Consider the following 19,435-nt stretch of genomic DNA (forward strand, 5'->3'; position numbering starts at 1 on the left):
CCCATCATCGCTCTCGGACCGAAGGAGCAGCCGTGCCCAGGGAACAGGGACAGAAGGTCGTCGCGACCAACCGCAAGGCGCGCCACGACTACCTCATCGAGGACACCTACGAGGCGGGACTCGTGCTCTCCGGCACCGAGGTCAAGTCGCTCCGCAACGGCCGCGCGTCACTGGTCGACGGCTACGCCTTCGTCGACGGCGGTGAGGCGTGGCTCGACGCCGTGCACATCAACGAGTGGGCCCAGGGCACCTGGACCAACCACCCGCCGCGGCGCAAGCGCAAGCTGCTGCTGCACAAGGCGCAGATCCTCAAGATCCACAACAAGGTGAAGGAGGGCGGGTACACGCTGATCCCGCTCTCGCTCTACTTCAGCGACGGCAAGGCCAAGGTCGAGCTCGCGGTCGCGAAGGGCAAGAAGGACTACGACAAGCGCCAGGTGCTCCGCGAGCGCCAGGACCGCCGCGAGGCCGACCGCGCGATGTCCACCCGCCGCCGCATGGGCGAGTAGGCGGCCCGCGCCGATGTCCCGCAAGCGGGGGAGGCGCGCGCTCCGGTCCTGAGAGACTGGAGGACGTGACCTCTCCCGACAACGCTCCCGACGCGCCACCCACTGCCGCGGAGGAGGGGACGCGCTGGCGGGCCTTCGCGGTCGCGGTGTCGGTCGCCGCCTTCACGATCCTCGACCTGTCGAAGGTCAACGTCGGGCTGCCCTCGATCGAGAAGTCGCTCTCGGCCGATCCGAGCCAGCTGCAGCTGATCGTCGCCGGCTACGCGCTCGCCTTCGGTCTCTCGCTCGTGCCGTCCGGACGGCTCGGCGACATCAAGTCGCGGCGCCTGCTCTTCCTCGTCGGTCTCACCGCGTTCACCCTCGCCAGCCTGCTCTGCGCCGTCGCGCCGACGATCGAGCTGCTCGTCATCGCCCGCTTCATCCAGGGCATCGCCGCCGGCATCCAGATGCCGCAGGTGCTCGGCCTGGTGCAGCAGCTGTTCACCGGGGCCGCACGGGCCCGCGCCTTCGGCGTCTTCGGCGCCGTGATCGGCCTCTCCACGGCGTTCGGGCCGACCCTGGGCGGACTGCTGATCGCGATCGGCGGCGAGCAGGACGGCTGGCGGCTGCTGTTCTGGATGAACATCCCGCTCGGCATCGCCGCGCTGGTCTTCGCCTGGAAGCTGCTGCCGAAGGTGCAGCGCACACCGCAGGGCGACACCTCGCTCGACCCGGTCGGCCTGCTGCTGCTGGGCGTGACGATCTTCGCCTTCATGCTGCCGTTCCTGCTGACCACCGGCGCCTCGACGGACTCGCCGTTCCGCTGGCTCTGGCTGCTGCTGGCGGCTGTCGCCGCGTACGCCTTCGTGAAGTGGGAGGCGCACTACGCCGCGAAGGACCGCACCCCGGTCATCGACTTCCGGATCTTCCGCACCAGCTCGTACCGCAACGGGATCCTGGTCGCGACGTCCTACTTCGCGGCGATCCCGGCGACCTTCCTGCTGACGACGCTCTTCCTCCAGCAGGGCCTCGGCCTCGCGCCGGTGTTCGCGGGCATGGTCAGCATCCCGTTCGCGCTGACCTCGGCGGTGACCGCGTGGTACGGCGGCAAGCTCGTCCAGCGCTACGGTCGCGCCCTCGTCGTGCTGGGCATCGTGCTCGTCGTCATCGGCTTCACACTGGTGCTGCTGGCGGCCGAGCTGCTGCCGGCCGAGACGGCCGCCTACGGGATGGGCGCGGCGATGCTCGTCGCCGGCGCGGGCGGCGGCTTCGTCGTGTCGCCCAACCAGACGCTGACGCTCGCCGAGATCTCGCCCGAGCAGGGCGGCGTCGCGGGCTCGGTCGGCCAGCTCGGTCAGCGCGTCGGCACCGCGGTCGGCACGGCCTGCGCCTCGGCCATCTTCTTCGCCACGCTCGCCAGTGAGGCGGGGATGGCCGAGGGGCTCGACCGGTACCACGACGCCTTCCGCAACGGCTACTTCGTCACCCTCGGGCTGATCGCACTGGCACTGGTGCTCGGACTGCTCGATCTGCGTCGTCGACGGGTGACCGCCCGCGCGACGAGGTAGACTGTCTCCTTGTAACTCCACAGTGTGCGACGACGACCCACTCCACCCGGCCCAGTGTCAGCAACGGCTCAGTGTCGGTGAGTGCTCGCGGGGATGATCGGTTTCGACATTGCCTGCGAAACTGCGAGAAGCGGGTCGAGGATTCAGGGTTATCTCGTTAACGATCTCTGAAAAACACAGGTGCCGAACAGAAGCGCACCGACTTCGCTCTCGCTGCCTAAGCCAGAGTAGATAGTCCGTCAGCCCGTGGGTGCGTCCTCGCCCCGGATCCTGGCGTCATCTAGAGGACTTGCTGCGTCGTTACGCCTGAGGGCGACGCGGGACTTGCACTCGGGCTGGGCCCGTCGACCGATGCGCCAGTGGTAACGGTCGGGGCCGAGCAGAACGCTCTCACTGGCTACACCCGTAGAAGGCGCAGAATCACAGCGATGGACGGGGGTTCGATTCCCCCCATCTCCACCACCGGTCGTCGTCGCACACGTGGAGCTGCCGCTCCGAGCCGCTGCTGCTCCAGGCCGTCACTCCGGACGCACGTCCAGCTGGCGGACGCGGCCGTAGAGGGTCAGCAGCGCGAGGCGCTCGTCGTCGTCGCGCTCCGCGCCGTTCTCCGGCCCCTGGAGCGTCGCGGGAGGCGTCCACGCGCGGTAGAGGTTCTCGGGCGTGACGACCGTCGCCATCGCGCCGTCCGGGTAGTGCGCGTGGGCATCGAGGGGCAGCTCGGCGAATCCGCTCGGGAGCATCCGCGCGAGTGCCTGCGTGAGCGGGGCGAGGCGCTCGGCGCGCTCGTCGTCGACGGTCAGCGTCACCGCGTTCATCGCCGCGAGAGCGGCGGCCAGGTGCTCGACCGCGTGGTCGTCCGCGCACTCCTCCGTGACCAGGAGGGCGATGACGCCGCGGGGCTTCAGCCAGCCCAGCACGGCGTCCTCCGCGCCGCCGTGCACCGACACGACTCGGTCCGAGGTCAGCGCGTAGTCGTGGATCAGCCGCGACCAGCGCCGGACGGAGTCCTCGGTCGAGTCGGCCAGCGCCTCCGCCGCCGAGAGCAGCGCGCACTGCCGCTGCAGCCGGGTGAAGAGGCTGTCCGCCGGCCGGAGCTCGTGCTCCGCCGTCGCCGAGCGCTCCGGCTCCGCGCTCTCCGGAACGTCTCCTGGGTGCTCGTGCATCTTCGACTCCTGCAGCGCTTCGCGGCACCCCCGAGCCGTTCGCCGATCGTGTGTGATCGTCCTCCCACAGTGCGCGTGCGCCGCGAACCTGTCAATCGAGGCGCGGAGGGGATTGACCCGGACGGCGGGCGTCCGGGCTGAGCGTCAGCGCGCGGCGCCGAAGAGGCTGCCCGTGGTCTCGCCGGTCGCCGGGTCGAAGACGGCGCAGAGCACGGCGCGGTCGCCGTGGCGCCAGCTGACCTCGGACGGGACGAAGCTGCGGTACTCGAGGGCGGAGTCGCCGTACGCGATGCTCATCACCGCGCCGAACTCGGGCTCGCAGCCGGCGTCCGCCTGGGCCAGCAGGGTGTTGCGGCTGGTGTAGTCGTCGCCGGGCTGCGCGAAGACGTGGAAGACCTCGAGGTCGTGGCTGTCCGCGCAGGGGACGGCCTCGAAGTCGGCGACGCGGTCGTCGTCCGGCTCCCGGAGGCAGTCGCCCTTCGCCACCGAGAAGGCGTCGACGACGCCCGCGGTGGTGACCGTGCCGCCCTCGTCGCGGACCGCCGCCGGATCGTCGGAGCCGACGACGGACGAGCACGCCGCGAGCGGGAGCACGGCGGTGAGGAGTGCCGCCGCGAGGAGCGCCGAGCGCCGGCTCATCGGCGGGCGGCGATCGCGAGGACCTCGTCGTGCAGGAGGCCGTTGGTCGCGACGGCGCTGCCGTGCCAGGGGCCGTCCTCGCCGTCGGCGGAGGTGAAGCGGCCGCCCGCCTCCTGGACGATCGGCACCAGGGCGGCGAGGTCGTAGGGCTTCACATCGAACTCGCCCGCGCCGTCGATGAGGCCCTCGGCGACCAGCATGTAGGGCCAGGCGTCGCCGTAGGCCCGGTCGCGCCAGACCGTGCGGGCGAGCTCCAGCAGCTGCTCGAGCCGGCCGGCGCCGTCCCACTGCTGGATGCTGTTGTAGCTGAAGGTGGCGTCGGCGAGGGACGCGACGCCGGAGACCTGGAGCCGGCGCGGCTCCTCGGCGGCCGGGGCGACCAGGACGCCGCGCAGGCCGTCCGGCAGGTCGAGGCTGCCCAGGGGAGCGCGGCTCTCGTCCACCCAGGCGCCGGCGCCCCTGGAGGCCCACCAGCGCTTGCCGAGGGCGGGGGCCGAGACGACGCCGACCACCGGGACGCCGTCGATCGCCAGCGCGATGAGGGTGGCCCAGATCGGGACGCCGCGGACGAAGTGCGCCGTGCCGTCGATCGGGTCGAGGATCCACTGGCGCGAGGCCTCGCCGGAGGTGCCGAACTCCTCGCCGAGGATCGCGTCGTCGGGGCGCTCGGCGGCGAGGAGCGCGCGGATCGCCTCCTCGACGGCGCGGTCCGCATCCGAGACGGGCGTGCTGTCGGGCTTGGTGTCCACGACGAGGTCGAGGGCGAGGAAGCGCTCGCGCGAGATCGCGTCGGCGGCGTCGGCGAGGCGGAGGGCGAGGCGGAGGTCGTCGTCGAGGGTCACGCGTCCACGATACTGAGCGCCCCCGCCGATGGCCTGGTGCCAGCGCGGCGTGGACGCGCGTCTCCCTGCTGCTCGAGTAGCCCCGGAGGGGCGCACTGCATGCTGGTCAGTGGCCCCGGAGGGGCGCACTGCATGCTGGTCGAGTAGCGCGCAGCGCGTATCGAGACCCACGTGTGCAGAAGGGTGGATCTCGATACGCCCGCTGCGCGGGCTACTCGATCAGCATGGCGCGAGTGTCGATTTGACGAAACGGGGGTGGGCGCTGGTAATGTGATCCCTCGGTTCGGCACGCACGATTCGCCGGTCGCCACGCACCTCTAGCTCAATCGGCAGAGCAACTGACTCTTAATCAGTGGGTTCTCGGTTCAAGTCCGAGGGGGTGCACCACATCGAGACGCCCGCCACTCCGGCGGGCGTTTCGTCGTTTCCGGAGCGTCCGACGTCGTCGCGCTCCGCCTGGGCATCCCCGCAACGTGCGGCGTCGCCCCGTGCGCTCCCCGCCGTGTCCGTGGGAGGCTGCCCTCTTCGTCCGATCCGCTCGATGGTGCGCGCCCCTTCCCCCACCCGAAAGGACCGCCGTGCCCGAAGACGCCCTGCAAGAAGTCGGCTCCATCGCCCTCGCCGTGCTGATCGCCGTCGTGATCGCCGTCGTCGTGACCGCGGTCGTGGCGCTGATCATCCGCTCGATCGGCAAGCGCAAGACGTGGGCCCGGCTGCTGATCCGCCGGGTGCGCATCCCGTTCCGCGTGCTGCTGCTCACGATCGCCGTCTGGGCCGCGCTCGCCGCGACCGTCTCCGGTGACACCTGGCCGGGGCTCGTCGACCGGATCTTCCAGATCGCCACGATCGGCGCCGCCGCCTGGCTGGTCGGTGCGACCTTCGTCTTCCTCGAGGACCTGGGCGCCGAGCGCTACCGCACCGACACCGCCGACAACCGGCGGGCCCGTCGCCTGCGCACCCAGATGACGATCATCCGGCGGGTGGCCGTCGCGGCCGTCGTCGTGATCGCGATCGGCGCCTCGCTGCTGACCTTCCCCGAGGCGCGGACCGCCGGGGCGTCCCTGCTGGCCTCGGCCGGTGTGCTCTCGATCGTCGCCGGTCTCGCCGCGCAGTCGAGCCTGACCAACATCTTCGCGGGGATGCAGCTCGCCTTCAGCGACGCGATCCGCCTGGACGACGTGGTCATCGTCGAGAACGAGTGGGGCCGGATCGAGGAGATCACCCTGACCTACGTGGTGGTCCACCTCTGGGACGACCGCCGCCTGGTGCTCCCGACCAACTACTTCACCACCCAGCCCTTCCAGAACTGGACCCGCACCGGCTCCGAGCTGCTCGGCGCCGTCGAGCTCGATCTGGACTGGCGCGTCCGACCCGACGAGATGCGGGCCGAGCTGCACCGGATCCTCGAGGAGACCGATCTCTGGGACCAGCGGGTCAGCGTCCTGCAGGTCACCGACGCGGTCGGCGGCTACGTCCGCATCCGCGTGCTCGTCACCGCGAAGGACGCTCCGACGCTCTTCGACCTGCGCTGCTACGTCCGCGAGGGGCTGGTGAGCTGGCTGCACGAGAGCGACCCGATCGCCCTGCCGCGCCAGCGCGTGGAGATGCAGCACGAGGAGGCGGGCACCGCCCCCGCACCGCGCACCCGCACGAAGTCGGCGCCGGACAACCTGTTCTCGGGCGACCAGCAGTCCGACGAGCGCGGCGCGCTCTTCACCGGGCTGATCGACCTGCGCGAGACGCCCGACCGCGACGGCCGCCGGCACGACTGACCGCCACGGCGGGCGGGACCGGGCCTAACCGCGCTCGCCCGCGAAGGTGAGCAGCGCCTCGGCGATCTGCGCGTCGGCCTCCTCGTGGCTGATCGTGGCCGTGCCGTCGCCCGGCTGCGGGCCGTACCAGCCGAAGTCGGCGTGGTTCGACCCGTCGATCTCGACGAAGCGCGCGTCGGCGGGCAGCTGGTCGCTCGCCGCGGCGACCTTCGCCGGGGTGCTCAGGCCGTCCTCCGAGCCGCTCACGCTCAGCACCGGCAGTCCCGACGCGGAGAGGTCGTTCGCGCAGTAGCTGCCGAAGAGCACGAGGCCCGCGACCTCGGGGTCCTCGCCCCACTGGCAGGCCTTCACGCCGCCCAGGGAGTGGCCGCCGACCAGCCACTCGTCGACGCCGTCGGCCTGCGCGGTGAAGCTCTCGAGCGAGCGCAGATCGAAGAACGCCAGGTTGAGGATCGGCCGGGTGATCACCACGCTCGCGCCCTCCTCGACGAGCGGCGCGAGGGTCGCCTCGTAGGAGGCCGCGTCGACCTTGGCGCCGGGGACGAAGACGAGGCCGACGCCGTCGAGGTCGGTGCCCGCGTCGTCCGTCGGGGTGAGCACGATCGCGGTGTCGGTGCGCTCGACGGCGACCGCCGGGTCCGCGTCGACGCGGGCGAGCGCCTCCGGATCGGGGCCCATCACGATCGAGGACCAGGTCAGGAAGCCGAGGACGGCGACGGCGACGAGGGCGCCGATGCTCACGAGGACGATCCGCAGCGGGCGGCGCCGGCGCGGCGCCGCCCTGCGCGCGCTCATCGGTGCCGCGCGATCGCGTCGGCGGCCTGGACGAGCGCGAGGTGCGAGAGCGCCTGCGGAGTGTTGCCCGCATGGCGCCGGTTCTCGACGTCGTACTCCTCCGAGAGCAGGCCGACGTCGTTGCAGAGCCCGACCAGGCGGTCCATCAGGGCGCGGGCGTCGTCGAGACGGCCGGAGTCGGCGTACTGCCGCACCAGCCAGAACGAGCAGGCCAGGAACGGGTGCTCCCCGCCCGCCAGGCCGTCGACCGAGGACTCGGTGCGGTAGCGGTGCAGCAGGCCGTCGTGCATCAGCGCCCGCTCGAGCTCGGCGACCGTGCCGAGCATCCGCGGGTCGTCGGCGGCGACGAAGCCGACCATCGGCAGCACGAGCAGCGAGGCGTCCACCTCGGTGGAGCCGTAGGACTGCACGTAGTGGCCGCGCTCGGAGTCGAAGCCCTGCTCCTCGATCTCGGCGCGGACGGTGTCGCGCAGCCGCTCCCAGGTCTCGACCGGGCCGTCGAGCCCGTGCTCGCGGACGGCGCGGACGCCGCGGTCCAGCGCCGCCCAGACCATCACCCGGGAGTGGGTGAAGTGCCGGGGCTCGCCGCGGATCTCCCAGATGCCGTTGTCGGGCCGCTGCCAGTTGCTCTCGACGAAGCCGAGCAGCGCGCGCTGCAGCGGCCAGGAGAACTCGTTCTCGTCCACTCCGGCCACTCGCGCCTCGTGCAGCGCCACCATCACCTCGCCGATCACGTCGGCCTGGTACTGGTCGACCGCCGCATTGCCGATCCGCACGGGGGAGGCGCCGTCGTAGCCGGGCAGGCTCGGCATCTCCCGCTCGGCCAGGTCGCGCTCGCCGGCCAGGCCGTACATGATCTGCACGTCCTCCGGGGCGCCGGCGACCGCCCGGAGCAGCCAGGCGCGCCACTTCTGCGCCTCCTTCTCGAAGCCGTGCGCGAGCAGGGCCTCGAGGGTGAGGGACGCGTCGCGGAGCCAGACGTAGCGGTAGTCCCAGTTGCGGCTGCCGCCGAACTCCTCGGGGAGGGAGGTGGTCGCGGCGGCGACGATGCCGCCGGTCTGGTCGTCGGTGAGGGCGCGCAGCGTGAGCAGCGAGCGGACCACGGCCTCGCGGTGCGGGCCGTCGTAGCGGATCGCGCCGGCCCAGTCCGTCCACCAGCGGACCGTGCGCTCGATCGCCTTGTCGACGTCGAGCACCTTCGGGGCGCGCTGGTGCGAGGGGAACCAGGCCATCGAGAGGTCGACCGTCTCGCCGGGCGCGACGTCGAACTCGGCGGAGTGCACGTGGTCGGTCGCCGAGAGACGCACGCCGCGGACGACGACCGCATCCGGGCCGGCGACGGCGACCAGCAGCGGATCCTCGTCCGTGCCCTCCTGGCGCACCCACGGCATCGTGCGGGCGTAGTCGAACCGGATCCGCAGCTCCTGGCGCATCCGCACCGAGCCGGACACGCCCTTCACGCGGCGGACCAGCTCGGCGCGGTCGTCACGGAGCGGCATCACGTCGGTGACCTCGACGACGCCGGTCGCGGTGGTCCAGGTGGTGACGAGGGCGAGGGTGTCGCCGAGGTAGTGCCGCTCGACGGTCGCCTCCGCGTCCACCGGCCGGAGCGACCAGCGGCCCTGATCGTCACCGCCGAGGAGCGCGCCGAAGATCGACGCGGAGTCGAAGCGGGGGAGGCAGAGCCAGTCGATGCCGCCGTCACGGGAGACGAGAGCGGCGGTGCGGCAGTCGGAGAGGACGGCGTAGTCCTCGATCGGGGAGACCATGGGCTGATCCTGGCAGCAGAACACTGGGCGCTCCTGCGAGCGGGCGGGTCCGGCCGGCCGGGGCGCACCGCCGTCAAGGCCGGGAAACGGTCGGCGGGGGCGCCGTAGGGTGTGGCGCATGCCTCAGTCGGTCCACACGCTGCTCATCCTCGGTGCGACGGGCGACCTGTCCGCCCGCCTGCTCCTCCCCGCTGTCGGTCAGCTCCTGACCCGCGAGCCCGATCGCCGCCTGCACCTCGTCGGCGCCGGTCAGGAGGACTGGACGCAGGAGCACTGGCACGAGGTCGTGTCCACGTCGTTCGCCACGGAGACCGCCTCGGGTGCCGGCATCGACGCCCTCGTCTCGGGCACGCGCTACCAGCAGGTGGACGTGACGGATCCGGAGGCGCTCGCCGCGCTGCTCGCGAGCTGCGAGGGACCCGTCGCGATCTACTTCGCCCTGCCGCCGGCGATCGCTGCGAAGGCCTGCGACGCGCTCGCCGCGCACGAGCTGCCGGAGGGGACGGTGCTCGCGCTCGAGAAGCCGTTCGGCACCGACGAGAAGAGCGCCAGGGACCTGAACGCGCGCGTCGCCGCGCTCGTCCCCGAGGACCGGGTGCACCGCGTCGACCACTTCCTCGGCCGTGCGACCGTCATGAACCTGCTCGGGCTGCGCTTCGCGAACCGGATCCTCGAGCCGCTGTGGTCCGCGGAGCACATCGAGAGCGTCGCCATCGTCTACGACGAGCAGCTGGGCCTGGAGGGGCGCGCGGGCTACTACGACGGCGCGGGTGCGCTGATCGACATGATCCAGAGCCACCTGCTGCAGGTGCTGGCGGTCGTCGCGATGGAGCCGCCGTCGACCCTCGGCGCGGCGGACCTGCGCGACGCCAAGGGCATCGTGCTGCGGGCGACGCGGCTGCACGGCGAGGACCTGAGCGCGAACTCGCGCCGGGCGCGCTACACCGCCGGCTCGGTCGACGGGCGCGAGCTCCCCGCCTACACGGACGAGAAGGGCGTCGACCCGTCGCGCAAGACCGAGACGCTGGCCGAGCTGACCGTCGAGATCGACACCTGGCGCTGGGCGGGCGTGCCGTTCACGCTGCGCTCGGGCAAGGCGCTGGGGGAGCGGCGGCGCGAGATCGTCATCCGCTTCAAGCCGGTGCCGCACCTGCCGGCCGGCTTCCACGGGACGGCGGAGGCGTCGGTGCTGCGGCTGTTCCTCGCGCCGGACCAGATGGCGCTGGAGCTGAACATCAACGGCCCGGGCGACCCGTACACGCTCGAGCGCGCGTCGCTCGAGGCGACCTTCGGTGCGGGGGAGCTGCTGGCGTACGGCGAGGTCATCTCGGGGATCCTCGACGACGACCCGTCGCTCTCGGTCCGCGGCGACGCGGCCGAGGAGTGCTGGCGCATCGTCCAGCCCGCGATCGACGCCTGGCGCGCCGACGACGTGCCGCTGGACGAGTACCCGGCCGGCAGCGAGGGCCCGGAGCGCTGGCCGGCGGTCTGAGCGCGCGGGATCTCGATACGCCCTCTGCGAGGGCTACTCGATCAGCATGAAGCGGAGACGCCCTCTGCAGTGCTGATCGATCAGCAGGGGGGGGCATGGTGATCGAGTAGCCGCGGAGCGGCGTATCGAGACCCGTCGGCAGGCGCGCAGGGCGTTTCGCGCCACAGCACGGCCGGGCTCCGCCCCGACCTACTGTGATCGGCGACCGGTGCCGAGTGCGCGCCGGTCTCCGGTTCGAGGGAGTCCCCGTGGTCGTCGTCCTGTCCCCACTCGCCGGGCGCGCCGTGCCCCTCTCGGCCGTCCCCGATCAGCTCTTCGCGGCCGGCGTGATGGGAGCCGGAATGGCGATCGAGCCTCCCGCGGAGCGCGTCGAGGTCCTCTCGCCGGTCCGCGGGGTCCTGCTCCAGGTGCTGCCGCACGCGTTCGTGGTCGTCGCGGACAGCGGACGAGCGGTGCTCGTCCACCTCGGGATCGACACGGTGGGGCTGAAGGGCGCCGGCTTCACGGTCCTCGCCGCCAAGGGCGACCGCGTCGAGGCGGGGACCCCGGTCCTGGAGTACGACGTCCCGGCGATCCTCGCTGCGGGACTCCCGACGGTGGTGCCCGTGGTGGTGCTGGAGCGGACCGCGGACCACGTCGACGCCCTCGTGGAGGACGGCGCGTCCGTCCTCGCCGGTGATCCTCTGCTGTCCGCATGACCGCCCGCACTCGGAGCGCGCCCGCCTCGCGTCGACGACTCGTCGTCCCCGGCTTCGCGGGTCTGCAGCGCCTCGGCAAGAGCCTCATGCTCCCGATCGCGGTGCTCCCCGCGGCCGGACTCCTCCTCCGGATCGGACAGCCCGACCTGCTCGGGCGGATCGATCTGCCCGTGATCGGCCCGTTCTTCCAGGCGATGAGCGCGGCGGGCGGTGCCCTCTTCGAGAACCTGGCCCTGCTGTTCGCCGTCGGCGTCGCCATCGGGTTCACCAGGAAGCCGGACGGGTCGACCGCTCTCGCGGCCGTCGTCGGCCACCTCGTGCTCGCGAAGGTCTTCACCGTCCTGTCGCCGATCGTCCTGGCGGGGCGGACGACGGCCGCCGGCGACCAGGTGCAGATCGACTACAGCGTCTTCGGCGGGATCGTGGTCGGTCTGCTCACGGCCGTGCTGTTCGACCGGTTCCACACCATCGCGCTCCCCGCCTACCTCGGTTTCTTCAGCGGCCGGCGGTTCGTCCCGATCGTCGTCTCGCTCGCGTGCCTCGTCGTCGGCTTCGGTCTGAGCTGGTTCTACCCGGTCTTCGAGTCCGGCCTCACCGGTCTCGGCGCCTTCATCGGCGGCACCGGGGCGCTCGGCGCCTTCGTCTACGGCTTCGCCAACCGCATGCTGATCCCGCTGGGGCTGCACCACATCCTCAACTCGTACGTCTGGTTCCTCCAGGGCTCCTACGCGAACGCCGACGGCGGCGTCGTCACGGGGGAGCTGACGCGCTTCGCCGCGGGCGACCCGACGGCCGGCGCGCTCACCTCGGGCTTCTACCCGGTGCTCATGTTCGGACTCCCGGCGGCGGCGCTGGCGATGATCCACGTGTCGAACCGCTCGCAGCGCGCGGCCGCGATCGGCATCCTCGGTGCCGCCGGGCTGACCGCCTTCCTCACCGGCATCACGGAGCCGCTGGAGTTCGCGTTCATGTTCGCGGCGTTCCCGCTCTACGTGGTGCACGCCGTGCTGACCGGGCTGTCCCTCGCGATCGCTGACCTCCTCGACATCCACCTCGGCTTCTCGTTCTCGGCCGGGCTCGTCGACCTGCTTCTCTACGGCACGGCGCCGGCCGCGAAGAACGTGGGGCTGCTCGTGGTGATGGGAGTCGTGTACTCCGGCGTGTACTACCTGCTGTTCCGGGTCGTCATCCGGAGGTGGAACCTCCGCACGCCGGGCCGGGAGGAGGTCGTCTCCGGAGTGGACGTGGGCGAACCTGCCGCGGTCGTGGCGGAGCCGACCTCCGCGTCGAACGAACCGCCGGAGTCCGAGGCCGAGTCGCTCATCGCGGCCTTCGGTGGGCGCGGGAATCTCGTCCACGTCGACGCGTGCATCACGCGGCTGCGCGTCCAGGTCGGCGACCGGGCGCTGGTCGATCCCGCACGGCTGAAGGCTCTCGGCGCGGCCGGCGTGCTGGAGGTCGGCGAGAGCGTCCAGGCGGTCTTCGGCCCCCGCGCGGAGGCGCTGAAGAACGACATCCTCGACGTGCTCTGAGGCAGCCCATGCTGGTCGAGTAGCCGCGGAGCGGCGTATCGAGACCCCACGTGCTCAGGGGGGGATCTCGATACGCCCTCTGCGAGGGCTACTCGATCAGCATGAGTGGCGCCCTCTGCGAGGGCTACTCGATCAGCAGGCAGGGGGCCGACGGGTCAGCGGGTGGCGTCGGCCGGGGTCGCGACGGAGGCGGCGTCGGGCTCGGCCCAGACGGCGATCGGCTTCGGGTCCCAGGTGAGGGCGACGGGCTCGGCGACGGGGGCGGCCGGCTCCGCGGTGACGGGGGGAGTGGAGGCGCGCATGACCGGGATGGCGGAGGTGACCGGGTTGGCGGTGGCCTCGACGCCGGCGCGCAGCTGCTCGGCCTGGATGGTGGCGGACAGCTCGTGGGCGAGCGAGCGGGCGAGCATCCCGTGGAAGATCGGGTCGCGGTCGTCATGGCTGCGCCGGGTGACGACCCAGGCGCCCTCGGCGCCGACGAAGGCGGAGAGGCGCTCGTGCACGACGGCGAAGAGCTCGTCCTGCGTGAGCGCGGGGGCCGCGACGACCTCGGGGGCCGGCTGACGGCGCCTCAGACGAAACCTCATGACGAACCCCGTTTCCCGTGCCGCGTGCTGAGACTCCAGTGTCCAGGGGCGACGGCGCCGGAGCGCGCTGACACGCCGCGGCCGGTGGCTCGCGGCGTGTCAGAAGGCGGTCAGCGGTCGCGCTTCTTGCCGTTCTGCTCCTTGACGAGCTCCTTCGAGTCGTAGGAGACCGAGCCGATGGCGACCGCGAGAGCGATCGCCCAGCTGACCCACTGCAGGGCCAGCCGCCAGTCGCGCGGACCCTTGCGCGTCGTCTGCAGGATGGACCAGCCTCCGACGATCGCGCTGATGACGCTGGAATTGAGGATGAACTTGCGCATCGATTGCCTCCTGTGTTCACCACGACGCTAGTGGCCCGGCCCCGTTCCCTCCCAACGGTTGACACCGCCGACGGCCAGCGGACGGCTCCGTCGTCGGTGTCGCCCGCTACGGTGAACCGCTGCTCGGCGCCGGGCCGCGGCACGGACCGAGGAGAACGGATACGAGATGCGCACGGCTGTGATCGGGGCGGTGCTCCTCGTGCTCGGCGTGATCGCCGCTCTCGCCGGGGTCCTGCCGATGGACGCGCTCGGCGAGCTGGTCGAGCGCACGGCGCCGATCCTGGCCTTCGTGGTCGCCGTCACCGTGGTGGCGGAGCTGGCCTCCGAGGCCGGAGTCTTCACGGTCGTGGCGGAGCGGGCGGCGATCTGGGGCCGCGGGCGGACCGCGCTGCTCTGGCTCCTGGTCGTCGCGATGGCGATCGTCAGCACCGTCTTCCTCTCCCTCGACACGACCGCCGTGCTGCTCACGCCGGTGGTCGTGCTGCTTGCCGCGCACGTCCGGGTGTCGCCGCTGCCGTTCGCGATGGCGACCGTCTGGCTCGCCAATTGCGCCTCCCTGCTGCTCCCTGTGTCGAACCTCACCAACCTCCTGGCAGAGAGGCGGCTCGGCGTCGACGGGCCGCTCGCCTTCGCCGCGCTGACCGCCGCGCCCGCGCTCGTCGCCGCCGTGGTCCCGGTGCTCGTGCTCGCGATCCGCTACCGCCGCGAGCTGGCCGGCCGCTACCGGACGGGGGAGCGGACCCCGGTCGAGGACCGCGTCCTGCTGATCGGCGCCGGCGTCGTCGTCGCGCTGCTGCTGCCCGCCCTCGTCTCCGGGCTCGAGGTGTGGATCCCCGCGGCCGTCGCGGCGCTCGCCCTCGTCGTGCTCTTCGCGGTGCGGCGGCCGTCCGCGCTGAAGGTCTCGCTGCTGCCGTGGCAGCTGGTCGTCTTCGCCTCCGGTCTCTTCGTCGTGATGGAGGCGGCGCACCAGCTCGGGCTGGGCGCGGCGCTCGCCGTGGTCGCGGGCGACGGGACCGGCGTGGGCGAGCTGCTCCGGCTCGCGGGCTCCGGTGTCGTGGCCGCGAACCTCGTCGACAACCTGCCCGCCTATCTCGCGCTCGAGCCGGTCGCCGCCGACCCGGTGCGCCTGGTCGCCCTGCTGATCGGCGTGAACGCCGGCCCGCTGATCACCCCGTGGGCCTCGCTCGCCACCCTGCTCTGGCACCAGCGGCTGACCGCGCTCGGCGTGACGATCTCCTGGCGGCAGTACGCGCTGCTCGGCGCCGTCGCGGTGGTGCCGACGGTCGGCGGCGCGGTGCTCGCGCTGGCCCTCGCCCAGGGCTGAGCCCGGCCCCCGTTCGAGTGCGGCTGGTAGCCTCGGCGGGTACGAAGACGGGCACGACCGACGATCGGGACCACCATTCCTCCGCACTCCGCCTCCGCCCCCGCACCCCTCGAGGACAGCGCCGACGGGACGACTCCAGCCGCCGCCGACCACACCGCCGGAGCGCGCAACGCGTTCGTCGTGGTCTCCAACCGCCTCCCGGTCGACCGCGTCGTCGACGCCGACGGCACGGCCTCGTGGAAGACGTCGCCCGGCGGGCTGGTCACCGCGCTCGAGCCCGTGATGCGGGCCAACGAGGGCGCCTGGGTCGGCTGGCCCGGGGTCGCGGACGAGGAGGTCGCGCCGTTCGAGAACGACGGCGTGCTGATCGTCCCGGTCGCCCTCAGCGCCCAGGAGCTCGAGGACTACTACGAGGGCTTCTCCAACGACACCCTCTGGCCGCTGTACCACGACGTGATCGCGCCGCCCACGTACCACCGCGAGTGGTGGGACGCCTACGTGCGGGTGAACCGCCGCTTCGCCGAGGCCGCCGCCGCGGTCACCGAGCAGGACGGCGTGGTCTGGGTGCAGGACTACCAGCTGCAGCTCGTGCCGAAGATGCTCCGCGAGCTGCGCCCGGACGTCACGATCGGCTTCTTCAACCACATCCCGTTCCCGCCCTACGGCATCTTCGCCCAGCTCCCGTGGCGCAAGCAGATCGTCGAGGGCCTGCTCGGCGCCGACGTCATCGGCTTCCAGCGCCAGGGTGACGCGGGCAGCTTCCTCCGCGCGGTCCGCCGCCTGCTCGGCTACGACACCCGCAGCACCGTCGTCGAGGTGCCGGTCGAGGACGACGCGGTCGACGGCACCCGCCGGGTCAACCGCTCGCGCCGCGGCGCCAGCGTCCGCCCGGTCGTCGCCCGGCACTTCCCGATCTCGATCGACGCCGCCGCCTTCGAGGCGATGGCGCGCACCCCCGAGATCCAGGAGCGGGCGCGCCAGATCCGCTCCGATCTGGGCGACCCCGAGACCGTCATGCTCGGCGTCGACCGCCTCGACTACACCAAGGGCATCGGCCACCGGCTGAAGGCGTTCGGCGAGCTGCTCGCCGACGGCCGGCTCAGCACCAAGGACGCGGTGCTCGTGCAGGTCGCGAGCCCGAGCCGCGAGCGGGTCGAGACCTACAAGCAGCTGCGGGACGACATCGAGCTGCAGGTCGGCCGGATCAACGGCGACTACGGCACGATCGGCAACCCGGCGATCAGCTACCTGCACCACGGCTACCCGCGCGAGGAGATGGTCGCCCTCTACCTCGCCGCCGACGTGATGCTGGTCACGGCGCTGCGGGACGGGATGAACCTGGTCGCCAAGGAGTACGTCGCCTCCCGCTTCGACAACGACGGCGTGCTCGTGCTGAGCGAGTTCACCGGTGCGGCGGACGAGCTCAAGCAGGCCGTGCAGATCAACCCGCACGACATCTCCGGGCTCAAGGACGCCATCGAGAACGCGGCCCGCATGCCGCGCGCCGAGCGCAGCCGCCGGATGCGGGCGCTGCGCCGCCGGGTGCTCGAGAACGACGTCTCGCGCTGGTCGGCGAGCTTCCTCGACGCGCTGAGCGAGCACGCCGCGGGCCAGCAGCTCGACGTGCGGCCGGCCGCGCGGGGCCAGGAGGCGCCGCTCGGCCAGGAGGCGGAGCACCACGAGGACGGCGTCCGCGGTCGCGCGGCCGAGGACGCGCACCACGAGACGGCGGAGGCGACGCGATGACCATCGTGACCCCGACCCCGGGCGAGCACCTGCCCGGCGTGCCCGACCGCCTCGTCGCCGCGCTGCACGAGCTCGCCGCGACCGGACGCCTGCTGGTGGCGCTCGACTTCGACGGGACGCTCGCGCCCGAGGTCGACGACCCGGCGCACGCCCGCGCCCTGCCCGAGGCGCGCGAGGCCGTGCTCCGGCTGCTCGCGCTGCCCGGCACCCGCGTCGCGCTGGTCTCCGGCCGTGCGCTCGGGAGCCTCGAGGAGGTCGCGCAGCTGCCCGATGAGGCGCTGCTGGTCGGCTCGCACGGCATCGAGATCCGCCTGGACCCGGGCGACGACGCCGTCCGCCTCGACGAGACCGAGCTGGCGAAGGTCGGCGTGCTCGAGGACGTGCTGAAGGGCATCGCCCGCGGGATCGACAACGTCTGGATCGAGGACAAGCCGGCCGGCTTCGCCCTGCACACCCGCCTCGCCACCGACCGGCACAGCCGCGTCGCGCACGTCGTCGCCCTGTCGGAGGCGCGCGCCGAGGTCGAGGGCGTCACCGTCCGCGAGGGCAAGAACGTCCTCGAGTTCTCGGTCCGCTCGACCACCAAGGGCGAGGCCGTGCAGCACCTGCGCCGCTACACCGGCGCGACCGCCGTGCTCTACGCGGGCGACGACGTCACCGACGAGGACGCCTTCGCGGTCCTCGGCACCGGCGACGTCGGCGTCAAGAGCGGTCCCGGCACGACCTCCGCCGCCTACCGCGTCCGCGGCCCCGAGCAGATCGCCCACGTGCTGTCGCTCCTCGCCGACTTCCGCGCCACCGCGAGCTGACCAGCGCCGGTCGATCCGTCACGAACGGTCGGCGCGCGGCCACTGACACGACCATCGCTGCCGGATCGAGGCGACGGACGCGACCGTTCGCGTCGGATCGGGACGCGCTCGGCAGCGCCGGAGCACCGCGTGCGAGGCGGTAGCCTCGTCACATGCCGGAAATCGATTGGAAGCCTCGTTCGCGCACCGTCACGGACGGCATCGAGGCCACGACGTCGCGCGGGATGCTGCGCGCCGTGGGAATGGGCGATGACGACTGGGAGAAGCCCCAGATCGGCATCGCGTCGTCCTGGAACGAGATCACCCCCTGCAACCTCTCGCTGGAGCGCCTCGCGCGCAGCGCGAAGGAGGGCGTGCACTCGGGCGGCGGGTACCCGCTGCAGTTCGGCACCATCTCCGTCTCGGACGGCATCTCGATGGGCCACGAGGGCATGCACTTCTCGCTCGTCTCACGCGAGGTCATCGCCGACTCCGTCGAGACCGTGATGATGGCCGAGCGCCTCGACGGCACCGTCATGCTGGCCGGCTGCGACAAGTCGCTGCCCGGCATGCTGATGGCCGCCGCGCGCCTCGACCTCGCCGCCGTCTTCGTCTACGCCGGGTCGATCGCGCCGGGCTGGGTCAAGCTGTCCGACGGCACCGAGAAGGACATCACGATCATCGACTCCTTCGAGGCGGTCGGCGGCGTCAAGGCCGGGATCATGTCCGAGGAGGACGCCAAGCGCATCGAGTGCGCCTTCGCCCCGGGCGAGGGCTCCTGCGGTGGCATGTACACCGCGAACACCATGGCCAGCGTCGCCGAGGCGCTCGGGATGAGCCTGCCCGGCTCCGCGTCGCCCGCCGCGGCCGACCGCCGCCGCGACTACTTCGCCCGCAAGTCGGGGGAGGCGGTCGTCGAGCTGCTGCGCAACGGCACCACCGCGCGCGACATCCTGACCAAGGAGGCGTTCGAGAACGCGATCGCCGTGGCCATGGCCTTCGGCGGCTCGACCAACGTCATCCTGCACCTGCTCGCGATCGCGAACGAGGCGGAGGTCGACCTCACGATCGACGACTTCAACCGCATCGGCGACACGATCCCGCACATCGGTGACCTCAAGCCGTTCGGCAAGTACGTGATGAACGACGTCGACCGCCACGGCGGCGTCCCCGCCGTGATGAAGGCCCTGCTCGACGCGGGCCTGCTGCACGGCGACTGCCTCACGGTCACCGGGAAGACCGTCGCCGAGAACCTCGCGGCGATGGACATCGCGCCGCTGGACGGCGAGGTCATCCGCACCCTCGACAACCCGATCCACGCCACCGGCGGACTGACCGTGCTCAAGGGCTCGCTCGCTCCCGAGGGCGCGGTCGTCAAGACGGCCGGCTTCGACGCCTCCGTGTTCGAGGGCCCAGCGCGGGTCTTCGAGCGCGAGCGCGCCGCGATGGACGCCCTCACCGACGGCGAGATCACGAAGGGCGACGTGGTGGTCATCCGCTACGAGGGCCCCAAGGGCGGCCCGGGCATGCGCGAGATGCTGGCCATCACCGCCGCCATCAAGGGGGCCGGCCTCGGAAAAGATGTACTACTGTTGACCGACGGACGATTCTCAGGCGGCACAACCGGCCTGTGCATCGGCCACATAGCTCCCGAATCGGTGGACGCAGGTCCCATCGCATTCGTTCGCGACGGAGACCCGATTCGGGTCGACATCGCCGCTCGATCGATCGACCTACTCGTCGACGAATCCGAGCTCGCCGCCCGCCGAGAAGGCTGGGCGCCTCTCCCTCCGCGCTACACCCGCGGTGTCCTCGCCAAGTACGCCAAGCTCGTCCGCTCGGCCGCCGAGGGCGCCACCACGGGTTGATCCCGGCCCGCTCGGGCCGGCCGCGCACTCGCGCCTCCCGGGCA

At 72.1% G+C, this 19,435-nt stretch carries 17 protein-coding genes, 1 tRNA gene and 1 other RNA gene; 12 read left to right on the forward strand and 7 right to left on the reverse strand.

Annotation, left to right across the window (positions count from 1 at the left end):
* Nucleotides 1-32: 32 nt before the first annotated feature.
* From smpB to ssrA, 3 genes are all read left to right on the forward strand, one after another.
* Entirely contained in the window at nucleotides 33-509 is a 477-nt protein-coding gene (smpB, locus tag EDF45_RS17015; RefSeq protein ID WP_123447996.1) for an SsrA-binding protein SmpB, read from the forward strand.
* A 65-nt stretch (nucleotides 510-574) separates the two neighbouring features.
* A complete protein-coding gene (locus EDF45_RS17020) occupies nucleotides 575-2,056 on the forward strand; it encodes an MFS transporter (RefSeq protein ID WP_260312269.1) in 1,482 nt (493 codons plus the stop codon).
* Nucleotides 2,057-2,145: 89 nt separating this feature from the next.
* Nucleotides 2,146-2,518: a transfer-messenger RNA gene (gene ssrA / locus EDF45_RS17025) on the forward strand.
* A 56-nt stretch (nucleotides 2,519-2,574) separates the two neighbouring features.
* On the opposite strand, the gene EDF45_RS17030 is transcribed toward ssrA, so the two are convergent.
* The 3 genes from EDF45_RS17030 to EDF45_RS17040 all read right to left on the reverse strand — a co-directional run bounded on the left by EDF45_RS17030 (nucleotide 2,575) and on the right by EDF45_RS17040 (nucleotide 4,700).
* Nucleotides 2,575-3,219 (reverse strand): hypothetical protein, encoded by a 645-nt coding sequence (locus EDF45_RS17030; RefSeq protein WP_123737280.1) that lies wholly within the window; start codon nucleotides 3,217-3,219, stop codon nucleotides 2,575-2,577.
* 144 nt (nucleotides 3,220-3,363) lie between these two features.
* The gene (locus tag EDF45_RS17035) at nucleotides 3,364-3,858 is read right to left on the reverse strand and encodes a septum formation family protein (RefSeq protein WP_123737279.1); all 495 of its coding nucleotides are present in this window, start codon (nucleotides 3,856-3,858) and stop codon (nucleotides 3,364-3,366) included.
* Complete coding sequence (locus EDF45_RS17040; RefSeq protein ID WP_123447993.1) at nucleotides 3,855-4,700, reverse strand: inositol monophosphatase family protein; 846 nt, start codon at nucleotides 4,698-4,700, stop codon at nucleotides 3,855-3,857. The genes EDF45_RS17035 and EDF45_RS17040 overlap by 4 nt, the downstream gene beginning before the upstream one ends.
* 311 nt (nucleotides 4,701-5,011) lie before the next feature.
* Between EDF45_RS17040 and EDF45_RS17045 the strand changes: the two genes are divergently transcribed.
* Together EDF45_RS17045 and EDF45_RS17050 are read left to right on the forward strand one after the other, a co-directional pair.
* Nucleotides 5,012-5,087, forward strand: a tRNA-Lys gene (locus tag EDF45_RS17045).
* 191 nt (nucleotides 5,088-5,278) lie between these two features.
* Nucleotides 5,279-6,472 (forward strand): mechanosensitive ion channel family protein, encoded by a 1,194-nt coding sequence (locus EDF45_RS17050; protein ID WP_123737278.1) that lies wholly within the window; start codon nucleotides 5,279-5,281, stop codon nucleotides 6,470-6,472.
* 24 nt (nucleotides 6,473-6,496) lie between these two features.
* Here EDF45_RS17050 and EDF45_RS17055 read toward each other — a convergent pair whose 3' ends face one another.
* Both EDF45_RS17055 and EDF45_RS17060 read right to left on the reverse strand, forming a co-directional pair.
* Nucleotides 6,497-7,267: an alpha/beta hydrolase gene (locus tag EDF45_RS17055; RefSeq protein WP_123737277.1), complete on the reverse strand. Its 771-nt coding sequence runs from the start codon at nucleotides 7,265-7,267 to the stop codon at nucleotides 6,497-6,499.
* Entirely contained in the window at nucleotides 7,264-9,036 is a 1,773-nt protein-coding gene (locus tag EDF45_RS17060) for a glycoside hydrolase family 15 protein (RefSeq protein ID WP_123737276.1), read from the reverse strand. Before EDF45_RS17060 ends, EDF45_RS17055 begins: the two co-directional genes overlap by 4 nt.
* Nucleotides 9,037-9,154: 118 nt before the next feature.
* Here EDF45_RS17060 and EDF45_RS17065 point away from each other — a divergent pair, with 118 nt between their 5' ends.
* From EDF45_RS17065 to EDF45_RS17075, 3 genes are all read left to right on the forward strand, one after another.
* The gene (locus EDF45_RS17065; RefSeq protein ID WP_185020244.1) at nucleotides 9,155-10,528 is read left to right on the forward strand and encodes a glucose-6-phosphate dehydrogenase; all 1,374 of its coding nucleotides are present in this window, start codon (nucleotides 9,155-9,157) and stop codon (nucleotides 10,526-10,528) included.
* A 248-nt stretch (nucleotides 10,529-10,776) separates the two neighbouring features.
* Nucleotides 10,777-11,226, forward strand: a complete 450-nt coding sequence (locus EDF45_RS17070; protein WP_123737308.1) for a PTS glucose transporter subunit IIA — start codon at nucleotides 10,777-10,779, stop codon at nucleotides 11,224-11,226.
* Nucleotides 11,223-12,758, forward strand: a complete 1,536-nt coding sequence (locus tag EDF45_RS17075; protein WP_123737274.1) for a PTS transporter subunit EIIC — start codon at nucleotides 11,223-11,225, stop codon at nucleotides 12,756-12,758. Before EDF45_RS17070 ends, EDF45_RS17075 begins: the two co-directional genes overlap by 4 nt.
* 155 nt (nucleotides 12,759-12,913) lie before the next feature.
* Here the strand turns inward: EDF45_RS17075 and EDF45_RS17080 are convergent, their stop codons facing one another.
* Both EDF45_RS17080 and EDF45_RS17085 read right to left on the reverse strand, forming a co-directional pair.
* A complete protein-coding gene (locus tag EDF45_RS17080) occupies nucleotides 12,914-13,345 on the reverse strand; it encodes a hypothetical protein (protein ID WP_123737273.1) in 432 nt (143 codons plus the stop codon).
* Nucleotides 13,346-13,455: 110 nt separating this feature from the next.
* Nucleotides 13,456-13,665, reverse strand: a complete 210-nt coding sequence (locus EDF45_RS17085; RefSeq protein WP_123447985.1) for a hypothetical protein — start codon at nucleotides 13,663-13,665, stop codon at nucleotides 13,456-13,458.
* Between the two features lie 166 nt (nucleotides 13,666-13,831).
* On the opposite strand from EDF45_RS17085, the gene EDF45_RS17090 reads away from it, so the two are divergent.
* The 4 genes from EDF45_RS17090 to ilvD all read left to right on the forward strand — a co-directional run bounded on the left by EDF45_RS17090 (nucleotide 13,832) and on the right by ilvD (nucleotide 19,391).
* Nucleotides 13,832-14,989, forward strand: a complete 1,158-nt coding sequence (locus EDF45_RS17090) for an SLC13 family permease (RefSeq protein WP_123737272.1) — start codon at nucleotides 13,832-13,834, stop codon at nucleotides 14,987-14,989.
* Nucleotides 14,990-15,169: 180 nt separating this feature from the next.
* The gene (locus EDF45_RS17095; RefSeq protein WP_123737271.1) at nucleotides 15,170-16,735 is read left to right on the forward strand and encodes a trehalose-6-phosphate synthase; all 1,566 of its coding nucleotides are present in this window, start codon (nucleotides 15,170-15,172) and stop codon (nucleotides 16,733-16,735) included.
* Nucleotides 16,732-17,544, forward strand: a complete 813-nt coding sequence (gene otsB / locus EDF45_RS17100; RefSeq protein WP_123737270.1) for a trehalose-phosphatase — start codon at nucleotides 16,732-16,734, stop codon at nucleotides 17,542-17,544. Before EDF45_RS17095 ends, otsB begins: the two co-directional genes overlap by 4 nt.
* Before the next feature lie 152 nt (nucleotides 17,545-17,696).
* Nucleotides 17,697-19,391, forward strand: a complete 1,695-nt coding sequence (gene ilvD, locus EDF45_RS17105) for a dihydroxy-acid dehydratase (RefSeq protein WP_123734025.1) — start codon at nucleotides 17,697-17,699, stop codon at nucleotides 19,389-19,391.
* Nucleotides 19,392-19,435: the final 44 nt, after the last annotated feature.

The sequence above is a fragment of the Rathayibacter sp. PhB186 genome, from assembly GCF_003751825.1.
Taxonomy (GTDB): Bacteria; Actinomycetota; Actinomycetes; order Actinomycetales; family Microbacteriaceae; genus Rathayibacter; species Rathayibacter festucae.